At 67.9% G+C, this 15,405-nt stretch carries 14 protein-coding genes; 8 read left to right on the top strand and 6 right to left on the bottom strand.

The features are described 5' to 3' along the window. Window positions 1-129: 129 nt before the first annotated feature. Window positions 130-1,965, bottom strand: a complete 1,836-nt coding sequence (locus DIE02_RS07995; protein WP_124486419.1) for a protease pro-enzyme activation domain-containing protein — start codon at window positions 1,963-1,965, stop codon at window positions 130-132. A gap of 241 nt (window positions 1,966-2,206) precedes the next feature. Continuing rightward, window positions 2,207-2,392 carry a hypothetical protein gene (locus DIE02_RS07990; RefSeq protein ID WP_124486418.1) on the bottom strand — a complete coding sequence of 62 codons (186 nt, stop codon included), beginning with the start codon at window positions 2,390-2,392 and terminating at the stop codon, window positions 2,207-2,209. Window positions 2,393-2,587: 195 nt separating this feature from the next. Here DIE02_RS07990 and DIE02_RS07985 point away from each other — a divergent pair, with 195 nt between their 5' ends. Further along, window positions 2,588-3,163: a hypothetical protein gene (locus DIE02_RS07985; RefSeq protein WP_124486417.1), complete on the top strand. Its 576-nt coding sequence runs from the start codon at window positions 2,588-2,590 to the stop codon at window positions 3,161-3,163. 73 nt (window positions 3,164-3,236) lie between these two features. On the opposite strand, the gene DIE02_RS07980 is transcribed toward DIE02_RS07985, so the two are convergent. Further along, window positions 3,237-5,726, bottom strand: a complete 2,490-nt coding sequence (locus tag DIE02_RS07980) for a mechanosensitive ion channel domain-containing protein (RefSeq protein WP_124486416.1) — start codon at window positions 5,724-5,726, stop codon at window positions 3,237-3,239. Between the two features lie 352 nt (window positions 5,727-6,078). Continuing rightward, the gene (locus tag DIE02_RS07975) at window positions 6,079-7,038 is read right to left on the bottom strand and encodes an LLM class oxidoreductase (protein WP_185702607.1); all 960 of its coding nucleotides are present in this window, start codon (window positions 7,036-7,038) and stop codon (window positions 6,079-6,081) included. Window positions 7,039-8,220: 1,182 nt separating this feature from the next. Here DIE02_RS07975 and DIE02_RS07965 point away from each other — a divergent pair. From DIE02_RS07965 to DIE02_RS07950, 4 genes are all read left to right on the top strand, one after another. Further along, a complete protein-coding gene (locus DIE02_RS07965) occupies window positions 8,221-9,117 on the top strand; it encodes an NAD-dependent protein deacetylase (RefSeq protein WP_124486414.1) in 897 nt (298 codons plus the stop codon). After that, a complete protein-coding gene (locus tag DIE02_RS07960) occupies window positions 9,114-9,755 on the top strand; it encodes a DUF938 domain-containing protein (RefSeq protein WP_124486413.1) in 642 nt (213 codons plus the stop codon). Before DIE02_RS07965 ends, DIE02_RS07960 begins: the two co-directional genes overlap by 4 nt. A 97-nt stretch (window positions 9,756-9,852) precedes the next feature. Beyond that, window positions 9,853-11,265 (top strand): NADP-dependent phosphogluconate dehydrogenase, encoded by a 1,413-nt coding sequence (gene gndA / locus DIE02_RS07955; protein ID WP_044845293.1) that lies wholly within the window; start codon window positions 9,853-9,855, stop codon window positions 11,263-11,265. 200 nt (window positions 11,266-11,465) lie between these two features. Next, a complete protein-coding gene (locus tag DIE02_RS07950; RefSeq protein ID WP_044845294.1) occupies window positions 11,466-11,810 on the top strand; it encodes a DUF4148 domain-containing protein in 345 nt (114 codons plus the stop codon). 115 nt (window positions 11,811-11,925) lie between these two features. On the opposite strand, the gene DIE02_RS07945 is transcribed toward DIE02_RS07950, so the two are convergent. Continuing rightward, on the bottom strand, window positions 11,926-12,246 hold the full coding sequence (locus tag DIE02_RS07945; RefSeq protein ID WP_044845295.1) for a hypothetical protein: 321 nt from the start codon (window positions 12,244-12,246) through the stop codon (window positions 11,926-11,928). Between the two features lie 428 nt (window positions 12,247-12,674). Here DIE02_RS07945 and DIE02_RS07940 point away from each other — a divergent pair, with 428 nt between their 5' ends. Further along, the gene (locus DIE02_RS07940; protein ID WP_124486412.1) at window positions 12,675-13,409 is read left to right on the top strand and encodes a peptidoglycan DD-metalloendopeptidase family protein; all 735 of its coding nucleotides are present in this window, start codon (window positions 12,675-12,677) and stop codon (window positions 13,407-13,409) included. 54 nt (window positions 13,410-13,463) lie between these two features. Here DIE02_RS07940 and DIE02_RS07935 read toward each other — a convergent pair whose 3' ends face one another. Continuing rightward, window positions 13,464-14,102 carry a Pr6Pr family membrane protein gene (locus DIE02_RS07935; RefSeq protein WP_124486411.1) on the bottom strand — a complete coding sequence of 213 codons (639 nt, stop codon included), beginning with the start codon at window positions 14,100-14,102 and terminating at the stop codon, window positions 13,464-13,466. A gap of 231 nt (window positions 14,103-14,333) precedes the next feature. Between DIE02_RS07935 and DIE02_RS07930 the strand changes: the two genes are divergently transcribed. After that, on the top strand, window positions 14,334-14,870 hold the full coding sequence (locus DIE02_RS07930) for a cytochrome b (RefSeq protein WP_124486410.1): 537 nt from the start codon (window positions 14,334-14,336) through the stop codon (window positions 14,868-14,870). A gap of 156 nt (window positions 14,871-15,026) precedes the next feature. Beyond that, window positions 15,027-15,395 carry a DUF2946 domain-containing protein gene (locus DIE02_RS07925; RefSeq protein ID WP_044845298.1) on the top strand — a complete coding sequence of 123 codons (369 nt, stop codon included), beginning with the start codon at window positions 15,027-15,029 and terminating at the stop codon, window positions 15,393-15,395. Window positions 15,396-15,405: the final 10 nt, after the last annotated feature.

The following is a 15,405-nucleotide window of genomic DNA, read 5'->3' as shown; positions in this document are numbered from 1 at the left end:
TGCGCGCGACAGCCGCGGGCGACGTGTGCCGACGGTCGTCGTCGATCGGGACGCGCCGCATGCACAGCCGCCGACACGGTTCCGGGTGCGCGCAACGACATGCACCCGGAACCGCACCTCATCGCACGATCAGCGCGCGAAATCCGCCGTGCTCTGGATGAACGCGTTCAGCTTCGAGATGTTCACGCTGCCGAAGCCCGTCGTCGCATCCCAGCCGGCCTTCGCCTTGTAGCCGTACGTGCCGCTGCCGTTGTTGCCGGACGTCACGTCGTGCAGCAGCGCCGCATTGCTCGGAAAGTACTTGTAGATGCTCGACGCCGGGAACCCGAGCGCGTTGTTGTTCGCCGATTGCAGCCGCGCCCAGATGCCGGTGAAGATCGGCGCGGCGAGGCTCGTGCCACCTTCGTTGTTCAGGTAGCCCGAGCCCCACAGCGTGTCGGACGTCTGGCCGTTCACCACGAGGATCGCGCCGGTGCGCAGGTCGGCGTCGAAGCCGACGTCCGGTAGCGCGCGCTTGGTCGACCCGGTGAGGCTCGACGATTGCCACGTCGGCGCAGCTTCGTACTTGCTGTAGCCGCCGCCCGTCGACCACACGGTGCCCGGCTGCCAGCTCGGATCGTTCCAGACGATTTCGCTGTTGTACGCATTGGTCGACGTGGTGGTGAACAGCGTCGTGCCGCCCACCGCGATTACGTACGGCGACGTCGCGGGCTCGCTCACGGTGTAGGTCGAGCGCGACGGCGTGCCGCTCGCGCATTCGTACGCGCCGTGGTCACCGGCCGACACGGAGAAGGTTTGCCCCTGCGCGACGGCCTGCTTGAAGATCGTGTCGTCGGTCGCCTGCGAGCCGGTGCTGTACGAGGACGATTCGCACACGCCGAGCGACACGTTGATGACTTTCGCGACATTGTCGCTCACCGCCTTGTTGTACGCGGCGGTGATCGCCGTGAGCGTCATCGAGGGTGCCACGTAGAACACGACCTGCTTCACGCTGCCGCCGGCGGCGCCGACGATCGACTGGCTGTCGAGGTTCCATTCGACGGTGCCGGATGTATCGGTGTACGAACTGCCTGACGGACCCGTCGGCACGACGCTGCTGCTGATCGTGCCGAGACCGTTGTTCGCGGCGAACGTGTTGAGGTCGCTGACGGTCTGCGACAGGTCGCCTTCGGCGATGATGCCGACCGTGGTCTGCGAGGCCGTCGGCGTGCCGTCGCCGCCGTAGAGCGACGAGAATTCCGTCGGGTTGTGCGGCACCGCGGATGCGCCCGCGGGGATCGTCAGGTTGCTGGTGTTGCCTTGCGGCTTGCTGCCCGCGCCGGTGTGCATGAGTTCGACGTTCTGCAGGCCCAGCACCGCGCCGACGATGCCGCCGATCGCGTTCGGCACCTGCGCGGCATCGGTGTTCGCGTAGACGCTGCGGCCGTTGCGCGTGAAGCGCTTGAGCGTCGTGCGGAACGCCGACTTGATCGTTGCCGCGGTGCCGGAGGCGGACACGAGCAGGCGGTTCGGCGCAACCACGATGTTGACGAAGCCGGCCTGGCGCAGGTGCGCGACGACGGAGGCGACCTGCCGGTCGGTCGGCGCGTACTGCGCGGCGAACTGCGCCGGCGTGAGGAACTGCTTGTAGTGCGGCGAGCCGGGCGTATGCAGGTCGTGCAGGTACTGGTCGAGTTGCGCTTCGTTGCGCAGGTTCAGCCCGAGCACGATGTCGACCGATTCGCCGGGCGCCATCTCGGTGGCAGCCGCGGCAGCGGCGGCGGTGCTGGCCGCCGGCGCGCCGGCGGTACTGCTGCTTTCACCTTGCTGGACGAGCGGCAGGAAGCCCTTGGTGCGCGTTTCCGTCCAGCCGGCGGCCGGTGCGGCATGGACACTCGCCATGCCGAACGAAGCGGCTGCCGCGGCGGCGAAGGCGAGCTTGACGAAGCGGATGTGCTTTTGTTTCTTGTCTGCAACCTGATTCATGTTGAATTACCCCTCCGGTTGAACATCGAACGGCACGAACAACGACGGTCGACAGCGGCGCGGATCGTGCGCCGCCGATATCCGCCGCGCTCGCGCGGATGGCGCGGACGCGACGGGGCCTTTCGCCCGATCCGCAGGGGTGGTGATCCTCCGGGGGCGAAATGCTGGAATGCTCGGCAATGGAGGCGCTGCGCCGCGATGCAGGGCGGCCGCGCCAGCGGGTTTGATGCAGGCGGGATGACTAGAGCAACAGTTTCGGTATCCTGCTCATTCGGTTCGGTCCTTCGGCCTGCTGCCGGACGGCAGCTGCCCAATCAATTGCATCGGGATGTTGCATGCGCCAACGGAAGAAGAGGCGGTCGGCGGCGAGAACGTCGGTGCGGCGCAAGCGCAATGCGTCGAGCGGAATCGATTGCGTGATGGACAATTCGTCAGATTGCTTGAATCGGACGGTATCAAGAACGAAAGTTCGGTGTCAAACTTTTTCTGATTATATGAAACAAAATTAAATTGAATAAGATGAAATGATTTTGAAAAGTTTCGGGGTATTTTGTAATTTTCAAAGACACTGTCGGATGTAATGACGGATCGGCGCGCCGGATAATTGACGATTCCATTCGTAATGAGCGAATGGTTGTGGAGGAAACATTCGAGCCGCAGACGCCGGCTGCTCCGGTCACGCGTCGCGCAGCGCGCTCGCCGGCGAATGCGTAACGCAATCCGGTCTGCCATCCGCACGGAAACTTCAACGGCGCTCCCGTCGCCGAAGCTCGAGCTTCGGCGTGTCGTGCCGCTCGACGGCCTGCAGGTCGTCGACGAGCCGGAACAGGCCGTCGATACAGTGCAGCAGGCGTTCGTCCGGCGCGTCGCCGCTTGCCGACGCAAGTGTCTTGATCTCGTCGAGCCGCGTTTCGAGTTCCGCAAGCGGGGCGCGCACGATGCAGTCCGCATCGGCGGGCGAGGTCGTTTCGAAGGCAGTTGCGTGCTTGAGGCGAGCGGTCATGGCATTGAAGTCCTCGATGAATTGCGACATGGCGCTCGGGCAACCGTCGCGGTAAACCGCGCGCATCGAAAGATCGTCGGCGACGATCCGGCCGGCAGCGTGCGCGGCGGTGAGCGGGATGCCGGCGCGACGCCGGCCGCGCCGGCGAACGCAGCGAAGCGCGTTCGGCGCGCGAAGAAAACCGCCGCGCGTTGAGCGCGGCTATCCGTCGTTCGTTGGCGCGCGCACGGCGCGACCGGCGGTGGTCGCGCCAGCGGCATCCGTACGATCAGTCCGGCTTGCGCTCCGGCGCAACGGGCGGCGGCGGCTCGGCCGGCGTGCCGGCGGCGTGGTCGCTGTTCTCATCGTTCTCGGGCGCAACGGGCCGCGAACCGTCGTCATACGCGACGAGGCTGCGCTGCGGATTCGCGATCCGGATTCCGCGTTCGCGGAACAGCACCGCGATGCGCCGATTGAATTCGCGCTGCACGCCCCAGCGCGCCGAGTCCTTGCACTGGATCTGTCCTGCCAGCGCGATCGCCGCGCCGTCGACCTGGTCGATGCCCCAGTAGCTGAAGTCCGACAGGATGCCGTCCTTGTAATCCGGATCGTCGCGCAACGCGGCGCCGATCTCCTTCAGTGTCGCGATCGCGCGATCGATGTCCTGGCCGTAGGCAATGCTGACCTTGACGGCCGCGTTGCCGAGCCCGCGATTCGTATTGTTGACGGTCGTCACCGAGCTGAACGGGATCGTGTACAGCGACCCGTCGCCCGCGCGCAGCCGCACGGTGCGGATCGACAGATATTCGACCGTGCCGGATACGCCGGCGAGCGTGACCCAGTCGCCCACCTGCATCGCGTTCTCCATCAGCAGGAAGATCCCGGTGATGAAGTCCTGCACGAGCTTCTGCGAGCCGAAGCCGAGCGCGACGCCGAAGATGCTGGCGCCGGCGAGCAGCGGACCGATGTTCACGCCGATTTCGCTGAGGCCGGTCAGCACGACGACGAGCGCGATCATGATGAACAGCAGCGAACGCAGCATCGGCAGCAGCGTGCGCAAGCGCGCCGCGCGCACGAGGTTGCCTTCGCGTGTCCACTGCTGCAGGCGGCGCTCGATCGCGATGTTCGCGGCTTCCCAGACGATCAGCGCGACGACGGCTGCAATCGCGATCGTGATCAGCGCCGACGCGAGCCGATGGCCGATCGTGCCGGTCGCGAACGCGTGGAAGATCGGCACGCCCCAGGTCTGCAGCAGCAGCACGACGGTCACGACGGCGATCGCCGCCGACACGACCTGGCGCACCAGCGGGTAGTAGCGGTACGCGTGCAGGTGGACGAGCGTGCGGTCGTCGTCGCGGCGCTGGAACACCCGCGCGAGCGCGCCGAACACGACGATCGACACGATCCGCATGCCGATCATCACGGCGATCGAGCGGCCACCGAGCGTGATCAGCACGCGGTAGCCGTTGTGGACGTCGAGCGCCCACACGAACCACAACGCCATCACGACGAACACGGACACGGGTGCCCACGCGTCGGCAAGCGCGTTGCCGACCATCGCGAAGGCCGGCCGATCCTCGCCGGCCGCGCGGATGCGCGCGGCGACCGGCTGGCGGCACCGGAGGATCAGCGCCGAGATCATCAAGTGGCCGACGAGCGCGACCGCCTTCAGCAGCGCGACGTGACCGGCGTCGCTGAGGCCGAAGCTCGCGGCGATCTCGACCGCGGCCGTGCTGGCGCCGACGACCGTCACGATCCGCGCGATCGCGCGCTGCGCGAACGCGGCCCATGCGTCGCTGATGTGCAGCAGCCGCAGCTGCCGCGCGTCGGGCTGGAAGAACAGCCGGCTGACGATCGTCACGAGGCGGCAGATCACGTAGATGTCGATCAGCGATTCGAGTGCCGTTTGGGTCGGCGTGCCGGCGCCGTCGAGGACCGACATCGTCAGGCTCGCGACGCCGACGAATACCAGCAGCGGTATCACCCGCAGTGCGAGGCTGACCAGCGCGCGCGGCATCCGGCGCAGCAGCGTGGTGTGGCGCCGCGCATGGCCGCGACCTTGCGACGACGTATCGGGCGTGCCGGTGCCGTCGGCGCGGGCAGCGGTGGCGGCCGGTTCCGGCGTCGAAGCGCGGTCGCCGGGACCGGGCGGTTCGGGTTCAGCTGAATCGGCGTCGGCATCTGCATCGGCATCGGCATCGGCCCGGCGCGACGATTCGGTGCGGCGCGCGCTCAGCGCGGCCAGCGCGCGCCGCAGCAGCCGCTTCGCGAACCATTCGACGGCGAGCGCGGGCACGAGCACGGCGAGGATGATCAAGATCGCGCGCGTGAGATCGGCACGTTGGTCGGCGCGTACGAGCCGCTCGTGCCACCAGTTGCCGACCGAGCCGACGTCGAGCAGCGAGCGCAGCGATTCGTTCAGCGCGCCGCCGATTTCACCGGCCCAGCGCGATCCCTGCCGCACGAGCATCGACGCGAGCCCGTTCGTCGTGAGTGCGGCCGGAGCGGTGCCAGCCGATGCCGCGCTGGCCGGCGCCGCGGCGCTCGCCGCGAGCGCGGGCGTGCTCAGCACGCCGACGGCCGCGATCGCGCGCAATGTCGTTTCGACCTGCTCGCGCTCGCGCGGGTTTTGCAGGACGGAGAGGGCCTGCTGCGCCTGCTGCGGCGTCAGCGCGGGCACGGCGCCGGAGGCGGCCGAGGCGGCGGCCGGGGCAGGGGCGGCCGCGTGGGCGGCCGATACGACGGCGGCGAGCAGCCAGCCGAGCAGGAAATATCGCATGGGTAGGCGTGCGGGCGCGCATCGGAACGTGACCCGCCGGTCTGGACGATGGACGGAAGTTAACATGATTGCCATCGGAACCGGATAGTTCCGTCGACGAATATTCGAATCGGGCATGCGGCAGGCGGTGCGGGCGTTTGCGCGCTGCCGTGCGGTTCCTTTCGCGTGGCGGTGTCTAGCGCCGGCCGTTCACGATCCATGATGAGGGCGGGTCGTCGGGTGTTGGCATGCGGTCCCGCCGCAAGCGAAAGCGCAGGATCGGGAACGAAACGTGCTCGCCGGTGACTCGATGGATGGCCAACCGTGGCTTCGACTGTGGGCCATGGGTGGAGAATTCCGGATTCCTGATGAATCAACCGCGATCGTCGTGAAAGACCGGCAATACATGCTCGGCGATTTCCTCGATGACCTCGCGCACGGGCCGGTCCGAGCCGGGATTCAGCGTGACGTGGTGCGTGCCGGCTGCCCGCATGTCCCGCAGGATGTCGATGAGCGCATTCCGACCGGTCGCATAGCCGAGCGGCAGCGCGGTGGGCGGTGCATCGCGATTCGCATCGAGATCGAGCCGCATCGATACGCCGAACGCGCGAAAGCCCGGCGGTGCAAGCCGGTCGACGGCCGCGCGCCACATTGAATAACGAGCGCGCTGCGTGTCCGGGTCGCGATGATAGGTCATCCAGCCGATCGCGTTCCGTGCGATCCAGTCGACGCTCTGTCCGCCGGAGCCGACGGCAAGCATCGGCACCGCGTCGTCGCCGAGCGGCAGCAGCGTGAACTCGGGCGCGTCGGGTGGAGTCTCGTCGGGCAGCACACGGGACGGCACGCCGAGCGCGGCCGCGACGATGTCCCAATGCCGGCGATACCGGTCGCGCCGCGTTTGCGCGTCGACGCCGAACGCCGCATATTCGGGTGGCCGGTCGCCCGAGCCGAGGCCGAGGAGGAAGCGCCCGCCGGACAGCGTCGCGACCGACAGCGCGCCTTTCGCGATATGCAGCGGATGACGCAGCGGCAGCACGATCGCGCCGCTGGCAAGCACGATCCGGCGCGTGCGTGACGCGAGCGCGCCGAGCAGCACCCACGGATCGAGATGCCCGACCGGGTCGGGATAATCGGCACTGTTGAGCGGCACGTCGCGAACCCACAGTGCGCGAAAGCCGAGCGAATCGGCCAGCGCCGCGAGTTCGAGCTGCTCGTTGAAATCCGCGACGGTACGGCCGCTGCGCAGCAGCGGCAGCGTCAGGCCGATCGACAGCCGCTCGGCCGAGAAGACGCGCCGCGCGACGTCGGCGCGGCCGGAGGCGGGCAGGGTCATGTCCATTCCTTGGAGACGGGGCGAAGCCGGTGCGCGCGCCGCACCGTGTCCGAATGCTAACGTGTTTGCGCGCCGCTTGCGGCGCGCGGCGGCATCGGCGGTATTGGCATGATCGGCACCTTCGGTCATCCGGCAATCAATCGGCATGAACGTACGTCAGCGCGTGGTGGCCGGTCTTGCGGCGAGCAGCGTGCTGTCCGTGGTTGCAGGCGGCGCTCACAGGTTCGACGAGCGCGTTCAACCATGCATGCGCGACCAGGGTCGCGCGACTGTAAGCGGATCGTCGGCATCGAACCGACGCAAACGCGCCGCCCGCGCACGCGTCACATGCGTGCAACACCGGCGTCGCATCCGGTGCGATCGATCGCGCGGGCCGTTTCCCCTCGTTTCACTTTCGAAACGTTCGCGCCTGTCTGTCGTCGTGCGATTTGCATCGGGGTCGTTTCACGGCCCGCGCGGCCTTGCACGGCGAAGCATGGTGCGCTCCTTGCATGTCTGTAGGCGCCGTGAGCGCGATCGCCGGGCGCAGCAGGGGCCCGGCCGTCGCTTCAGTAGGTCGGACGCATCGAAGACGGGGACAAGAGAATGAGAACAGACCGAATCGCAACGTGCCATGTTGCAAACATGAATCGCCGACCTGCCCGTGATTTCGCGTCGCCGTTGATTACGGCGACATGAGCGCGCGGCTTTTTGCTTCATCCGGACCCATCCGGTTCGTTCCGAACGACGACGTGCAGGCGTGAAGCGCGAGGCCGACCCGTGCCGGTCGGCCGTCGGGGATGAACCGCCGGTGCGCGGATGGGCGACCATGACTTCCGGATCGTCATGCCGACGCGCGAAACGCACGCGCGCCGCACGCGAAGCATGCGTGCGTGTGCCGTGCGCCGTGCCGCGCGGCGATCCTCGCAAACATCAGGGCAAATTTCAGGAATTCGAAGGTGTAGTCCCGGGGAAGGTCTGCCGGCAGCGCTGCGGCGGATCCGACGACATTGTGCTGTCAGTTGATCCACTACCCCGATGGATCAATTGTTGATGCGCCCATCGCCATGTGGTCGATGGGCGTCTTTTTTTGCGGCGCCGGTGTCGCGCGCGGACCGCCGGCCGGATCGCGCGGCGTTCTGTATCATGTGCTGGCGCGCCGGCCGCACGGCCGGCCACCGCGCCCGATCACGCGCCGCCAACATGAACGACATCGCCTTGCCCGACCCCTCATCCGCCGGCATCGAACCGGCCGCGCTCGATGCGCTGCACGCGTTCGTCGAGCGCCATCCGCGGCTGCTCGTGCTGACCGGTGCGGGCATCAGCACGGATTCCGGCATTCCCGGCTATCGTGACCGCAACGGTCAATGGATGCGCTCGCCGCCGATCCAGCTCCACGAATTCCTCGGTTCCGACGCTGCGCGCCGCCGCTACTGGGCGCGCAGCATGATCGGCTGGCCCGTGGTGGGCCGTGCGCAGCCGAACCGCTCGCATGTCGCGCTCGCGCGGCTCGGCGGCACCGGCCGGATCGAGCGCCTCGTCACGCAGAACGTCGACGGGCTGCACCAGCGTGCGGGCAGCGGCGACGTGATCGAACTGCATGGCGGCATCAACGGCGTCACGTGCCTCGACTGCGGCGCGCATCACGCGCGCGCGACGATCCAGGCCGTGCTCGAAACGGACAACCCCGAGCTGCTCGGCGCGCACGCGGAACCCGCCGCCGACGGCGACGCGCATCTCGAATGGGCCGCGCTCGACACGTTCCGCATTCCTGCCTGCCCGGCCTGCGGCGGGCTGCTGAAGCCGGCGGTGGTGTTCTTCGGCGAGAACGTGCCGCGCGAGCGCGTCGCGCTGGCGTCGCAGGCGCTCGATGCGGCCGATGCGCTGCTCGTCGTCGGCTCGTCGCTGATGGTGTATTCCGGCTACCGGTTCTGCGTGTGGGCCCAGGCGCAGAACAAGCCCGTCGCCGCGCTGAACCTCGGCCATACGCGTGCCGATCCGATGCTGACGCTGAAGGTCGAGGCGCGTTGTGCGCCCGCGCTCGACGCGCTGAACGCGCGGCTGGGCGTCGCCGGCAGCGCGCCGGAGCACGCATCGTGACCGGGCCGACGTCGTCGTCCGATCCGTCCGCGCGGCTGTCGGCACCGGCGGCCGAGCGCAATCGCGGGCCGATCCTCGACGTGCTGCGCCGCGTGCTGCCGGCTACCGGCGACGTGCTCGAGATCGCGAGCGGCACCGGGCAGCATGCGGTCCATTTCGCGCAGGCGCTGCCGGGGCTGCGCTGGCAGCCGAGCGATCCCGACGCGCACGCGCGCCGCTCGATCGCCGCGTGGGTCGCGCATGCCGGCCTCGCGAACCTGGCCGAGCCGCTGGCATTCGACGTGCGCGACGCGTCGTGGCCGGCCGCGGCGTTCGACGCGATCGTCTGCATCAACATGATCCACATCTCGCCGTGGGCCTGCACCGATGCGCTGTTCGCCGGCGCGTCGCGCGTGCTGCGTCCGGGCGGCGTGTTGTTCCTGTACGGCCCGTATCGCCGCGCAGGCCGGCACACTGCGCCGTCCAACGAGGCATTCGACCAGCAGTTGCGCAGCCGCGATCCGTCGTGGGGCGTGCGCGATCTCGAGGCAGTCGTCGCGCTCGGCCTCGACCGCGGGCTCGACTGCATCGAGGTCGTCGACATGCCGGCGAACAACCTGAGCGTCGTGTTCCGGCGCCTGCAGCACGCGGAGCAATGACACGCAAGCGCGCATCGCGGCCGGGTTTCCACTATCCTTTCGCCTGTGCGCGCGGCCCGGCTCGGGTCGCGCCCCGTTTTTTCCGGAGAATTGACTAATGGGCAAACAAGCAATCGGTGTGATCGGGCTGGCGGTGATGGGCCGCAATCTCGCACTCAATATCGAGAGCCGCGGTTACGCGGTGTCGGTGTACAACCGCAGCCGCGAGAAAACCGACGAACTGATCGCCGAATTCCCCGGCCGCAATCTGGTGCCGACCTATACGCTCGAGGAGTTCGTCGCGTCGCTCGAGACGCCGCGCCGGATCCTGATGATGGTGAAGGCCGGCGAAGCGACCGATGCGACGATCGCATCGCTCAAGCCGCTGCTCGAGAAGGGCGACGTGCTGATCGACGGCGGCAATACGCACTTCACGGACACGATCCGCCGCAACCAGGAGCTCGCGCAATCGGGCCTGCATTTCATCGGCACCGGCGTGTCGGGCGGCGAAGAGGGCGCGCTGCGCGGCCCGTCGATCATGCCCGGCGGCCAGCGCGACGCGTACGACCTGGTCGAGCCGATCCTCAAGCAGATCGCCGCGAAGGCGCCGTCGGACGGCGAGCCGTGCGTGGCGTACATGGGGCCGGACGGTGCGGGCCACTACGTGAAGATGGTCCACAACGGCATCGAGTACGGCGACATGCAGCTGATCGCCGAGAGCTATGCGGTGCTGAAGGACGTCGCGGGCCTGACCAACGACGAACTCGGCGCGGTCTACACCGAGTGGAACCAGGGCGAGCTCGACAGCTACCTGATCGAGATCACGTCGAAGATCTTCGGCAAGAAGGACGAAGAGACCGGCAAGCACCTCGTCGACGTGATCCTCGATCGCGCCGCGCAGAAGGGCACCGGCAAGTGGACCAGCCAGAACGCGCTGGACCTGGGCGTGCCGCTGCCGCTGATCACCGAGTCGGTGTTCGCGCGCGTGCTGTCGTCGCTGAAGACCGAGCGCGTCGCGGCCAGCAAGATCCTGTCGGGCCCGGCCGCCGCGCCGTTCGACGGCGATCGTGCCGCGTTCGTCGAAGCCGTGCGCCGCGCGCTGTACCTGAGCAAGGTGATCTCGTACGCGCAGGGCTTCGCGCAACTGCGCACGGCATCCGAAGAGTACGGCTGGAACCTCGATCTCGGGACGATCGCGAAGATCTTCCGCGCGGGCTGCATCATCCGCGCGCGTTTCCTGCAGAAGATCACGGACGCGTACGCGAAGGATCCGGCGCTCGCGAACCTGCTGCTCGACCCGTACTTCAAGGACATCGCCGCGAATTACCAGGCGTCGCTGCGCGACGTGGTGGTGGCCGCGGTGAAGGCAGGCGTGCCGGTGCCGGCGTTCGCGTCGGCGGTCGCGTACTTCGACAGCTACCGTTCCGAGCGGCTGCCGGCGAACCTTGTGCAGGCGCAGCGCGACTTCTTCGGCGCCCACACGTTCGAGCGTACCGACAAGCCGGGCAGCTTCCACGCGAACTGGTCGTAACCGGCAGGCGAGGACGGTATTGTTGCGAAATTCTATTCCTTGAGTAGGGTTTTTCGTTCCCGGATCCCGCAATTGTTGGTTCCGAGGAAACAGTGTTTTCGCTCTTTCATGGTTTTCCCTAGGTGATCTCGGGGCTAAACTTTGTTCCATCGCTGCAGACATGGTGTGTGCGGCGGAGCAAAAAAATCCCGGAGGTAATCATGAAATCGCTGATCGCAACGTTCGCTGCAGCTGCCGTCCTCGCCGTTCCCGCCGTCTCGTTCGCCCAACAGAACGCCCCCGTCACCCGTGCGCAGGTGAAGGCCGAACTGGCCCAGCTGCAACAGGCCGGCTACAAGCTGGGCAGCGACCGTACCGACTACCCGGCAAGCATCCAGGCAGCTGAAGCCCGCGTAAACCCGCAACAGAACGTCGCCGCTGCCGATACGAGCGGCTACGGTGCGCAACCGGCCGCCCAGCAAGAATCGGGCGCTCCGGCCGCTGCCAAGACCGGCTGGCAGGTCAAGCGCGTGTCGGACGGTGCACCGGTCTACAAGGGTCGTTGAGCGTCATCGATCGCCGGCCGCATGGGCGGCCTGATCTGACCCCTGCGCAGTACACACAGCCCGTCGTTCCGAATCACGGAACGACGGGCTGTATTCATTGGCGGCGCCCGCCGCGTCAGTGCAGCGGCCGCGGGCCGCGGCCGATGTCCCGGAACAGCGCGTCGCCCGGTTCCAGCGCCTGCAGCCATGCTTCGTCGTAGCCGCTCAGCGTGTCGAGCGCATCGCGCAGCCGCTCGATTGCGAGTACCGGCAGCTCGACGCTGTGCCGGGTAGCGCCGCTCAGGTGCGCGACGCTCGCCAACTGGACGAGGGCGTCAGCGGCTTCGGCGACGTCCGTCGCGAACAGCAGGTGCCGGTTGAGCAGTTCGACGAGGCCGCTGGAACCGGCGAAATCCTCGGCGTTGAGCTGCACGGACAGAAACGTCGCATTGTTCATGGTTTTTCTCCTCGTTATCGCTGGAACGTGTGGTGCTCCTCCGAGTATAGGAGGCGGCCGGCAGCGGGGCGGCGCTCATGGGCGCGATACGGCTGCCCGCCGCGGGACGGCCGGCCCGAAGTCCGCGGGACACCCTGCGCGGCGCGGCCCGCAGCCCGCCGGTACCCGTTCGTGGCGCCGCAAGATTGTTGCCGGCTGGGGCGCCTGCCGCGGTCCTGACCGCGACAAATGGTATCTTTGCCGGTCGGGACGACGCGGAAATGGCGCGAAAAAGGGGCCGGTGAGCCCTTTCGCGTCGACGTCCCGCGGTGGAAACTGACGGCCGCGAGAGCGGTCGGATACTGGTTGGTCCGGCCGTTCGGCCGGACATCGTGCGTCGCACGCCGGAGGGCGGTGGGCGGCGCAACGACGCAAATCCGGGAGGACCCTTGAGAAAAACGATTCCGATCCACGATGCGCTCACGCGCTGGTTGCCGCAGGCGGCGTTCGTCGCCGCGGCCGCCGCGCTGACGGGCTGTACGATGACGCCGTGGACCGACAGCTGGCAGCCGGTGCGGCCGTCGACGCCTGCGTCGGTCGCCACGCCGGGCGTGATCGCCGGCTATTACCGCGTAAATCCGGGCGACACGCTCGCTGGCATCGCCGCCGCCTACGGGCAGCGCGTGCAGGACCTGGCCGGCTGGAACCACATGTCGCCGAATGACGCCGTGTATCCCGGCCAGGTGCTGCGCGTCGCGCCGCCGCCTGCGGCGACGTCGCTCGGGCAGCCGTCCGCGGCGGCCGCGCAGCCGGGCTCGCTGGCATGGCCGGCCACGGGTATCGTCGCGACGCCGTTCTCGGCCGGCAAGACGCGCGGCATCGTGATCGCCGCGTCGGGGCCCGACCGTTCGGTGCGGGCCGCGGCCAACGGGCGGGTGGTGTACGCCGGCTCCGGCGTCAAGGCGTATGGCCCGCTCGTGATCCTGAAGCACGACAACGGGCTCATCACGGCCTACGGGCACAACGGCAGGCTGCTCGTCAACGAAGGCGACGCGGTGCGCGCGGGCCAGCCGGTCGCCGAGATGGGCACCGACGCGAGCGGCCGCGCGACGTTCGAGTTCGAAGTCCGGCAGAACGGCAAGGTCGTCGACCCGATGAACTTCCTGCCGCGCAACGGCGGCTGACACGCCGCTTCACGACGTGTGCGCCGTGCGGCGCACACGCTCCCGCTCCGGCCTTCACCCTTCCTCGAGCGCCGCGGCGTCGGACTGCCTCGCATGATTGCCGAGCCAGCGGATGCCTAGCGCGAGCCCTGCCGCGCCGAGCGCGATCAGCGAGCACTGGATCGCGACCGGCAGGTAGCCGTGCGGCCGCGGATCGACGAACGGATAGGGATACCAGTTCTCCAGCGCGCCGCGCACGAGCGTATAGCCGAGATAGATGACCGGAAAGCCGAGCCACGCGACCGCGCTGCGCCACGGGATCGGCGAGCGCGGCTCCACGTACAGCCAGTCGCACAGCACCACGAGCGGCACGATCCGGTGCAGGACCCAGTTGTTGAGGGCCGGCGTGACGTGGCGCAGCGCATCGAGCCGTGCGAGCAGCAGTTCGTAGACGATCGCGGTGATCAGCACGTAGAGCACGGCGGCGCCGCGCATCGATTCGTAGCGGGCCGAGCCGGGACGCGTGATGCGCGACAGCCCCGCGACAAGCATGGCCGCTGCATACAGGCTGCTCAGTTGGGTGAAGTAGCTGAGGTAGTTGCCGAGATGGAAGGCCGGCATGCCCCAGTTGCCGGCGACGCTGTGCAGCGTGGTGGACACCGCGAGCAACGCGGCGATCAGCCGGTAGGCCGCAACGAAGATCGCTTTGCTCATGATGCCCGCGCAACGTCGCACCAAAGCTTCATCGTGCCACAGCCGCGCACGCGCGCGATGCGGATTTTCCATATGGCGGCACCGTGGATCGGGCCGCGTGGATTCGTCGGATATTTGATCCGGTCGCACAACGCCGGCCACGCGCGAGGCTACAATCGGGGCAGCCGCCGGGCACCGGCCAGCCCGGCACGGGCCTCCCCCGCATACCACACGAGAAACACGAGACAACGCATGAAAAACATCCTCGCGAAACAGACGCGCTACAGCGCGCCCGCAATTTTCTTCCACTGGGTCATCTTCCTGTTGGTGGCACTCGCCTACCTGGCCATCGAGATTCGCGGACCGAAAGGCAGCGACAGCCGCGTGTTCTGGATGAACGTGCACTTGCTGGCAGGCACGTTCGTGCTCGTGCTGTCCGTGCTGCGCGTGCTATGGCGGATGATCAGCCGCGTGCCGGACCCGATTCCGCAGGCGACGCTGCTCAAGTGGCTGTCGATGCTCGCCCATGTCGCGCTGTATGTCTTCATCATCGCGCAGCCGCTGCTCGGCATCATGCTCGTCAACATGGGCGGCAAGCCCGTGTCGCTCGACTGGATCGGCGTGTCGTTCACGCTGTTCGGCCCCGACAAGGCGCTGCGGCCGACGATCAAGGAAGCGCACGAACTGATCGGCAACGCGTTCTACTTCGTGATCGGCCTGCATGCGCTGGCCGCGCTTTACCACCACTTCATCCGGCGCGACGACGTGCTGCGACGCATGGCGCCGTGATCGCCGCGCGCTGAAGCCGCGCAGCATCCGGGGGCGCATGGTTGTTGACGCAACCATGCGCCCCCGATCCGTTTACCCCGATGCGCGGCTGGCCATCGCGGCGAACATTCTGTAACATCTCGGCTGTTTTTACGTTCCGCTTACGCATCGCCGCGCATGCTGCACCGACATCGTCACCTGACCGCCTGGCTCGGCGTGTTCGCGATCTGGCTCGCGATCGCGGCGCCGCTGGTGTCGCAGTGGCGCATCGCGCAGGCGACGACTCCCGATGCAATCGTCTGTAGTGCAGAGCATGGTGCGCACCGTGCGCCCGATGCAGGCCACGCGCACGATTATGCGCGGCATCTCGATGCGTGCGGCTACTGCGGCTTCTTCGCGCACAGTCCAGCGATCGGCGGCGCGGCCGCCGTATCGTTCGCCTTCGTCCCCGCTCATGCCGTTTCCGCCGCCGCGCCGCATGCCGTCGCGGCGCGCGCCGACCGCTACCCGCGCGCATATCCACGCGCACCGCCCGAGCGCGCCTGACGCGCTGCCT

This window comes from Burkholderia sp. Bp8991 (assembly GCF_003853795.1).
In the GTDB taxonomy this organism is placed as follows: Bacteria; Pseudomonadota; Gammaproteobacteria; order Burkholderiales; family Burkholderiaceae; genus Burkholderia.
Note: the sequence above shows the minus strand (reverse complement) of the source record. Positions and strands in the feature narration are given on the sequence as shown.

Bases quoted from the DNA above. Each gene is read 5' to 3' on its own strand.
- gndA (WP_044845293.1), top strand. From the start codon at position 9,853: ATGGGCAAACAAGCAATCGGTGTGATCGGGCTGGCGGTGATGGGCCGC.
- DIE02_RS07995 (WP_124486419.1), bottom strand. From the start codon at position 1,965: ATGAATCAGGTTGCAGACAAGAAACAAAAGCACATCCGCTTCGTCAAG.
- DIE02_RS07935 (WP_124486411.1), bottom strand. From the start codon at position 14,102: ATGAGCAAAGCGATCTTCGTTGCGGCCTACCGGCTGATCGCCGCGTTG.
- DIE02_RS07985 (WP_124486417.1), top strand. From the start codon at position 2,588: ATGAGCGAATGGTTGTGGAGGAAACATTCGAGCCGCAGACGCCGGCTG.
- DIE02_RS07975 (WP_185702607.1), bottom strand. From the start codon at position 7,038: ATGACCCTGCCCGCCTCCGGCCGCGCCGACGTCGCGCGGCGCGTCTTC.
- DIE02_RS07950 (WP_044845294.1), top strand. From the start codon at position 11,466: ATGAAATCGCTGATCGCAACGTTCGCTGCAGCTGCCGTCCTCGCCGTT.
- DIE02_RS07980 (WP_124486416.1), bottom strand. From the start codon at position 5,726: ATGCGATATTTCCTGCTCGGCTGGCTGCTCGCCGCCGTCGTATCGGCC.
- DIE02_RS07925 (WP_044845298.1), top strand. From the start codon at position 15,027: ATGCTGCACCGACATCGTCACCTGACCGCCTGGCTCGGCGTGTTCGCG.
- DIE02_RS07930 (WP_124486410.1), top strand. From the start codon at position 14,334: ATGAAAAACATCCTCGCGAAACAGACGCGCTACAGCGCGCCCGCAATT.
- DIE02_RS07965 (WP_124486414.1), top strand. From the start codon at position 8,221: ATGAACGACATCGCCTTGCCCGACCCCTCATCCGCCGGCATCGAACCG.
- DIE02_RS07945 (WP_044845295.1), bottom strand. From the start codon at position 12,246: ATGAACAATGCGACGTTTCTGTCCGTGCAGCTCAACGCCGAGGATTTC.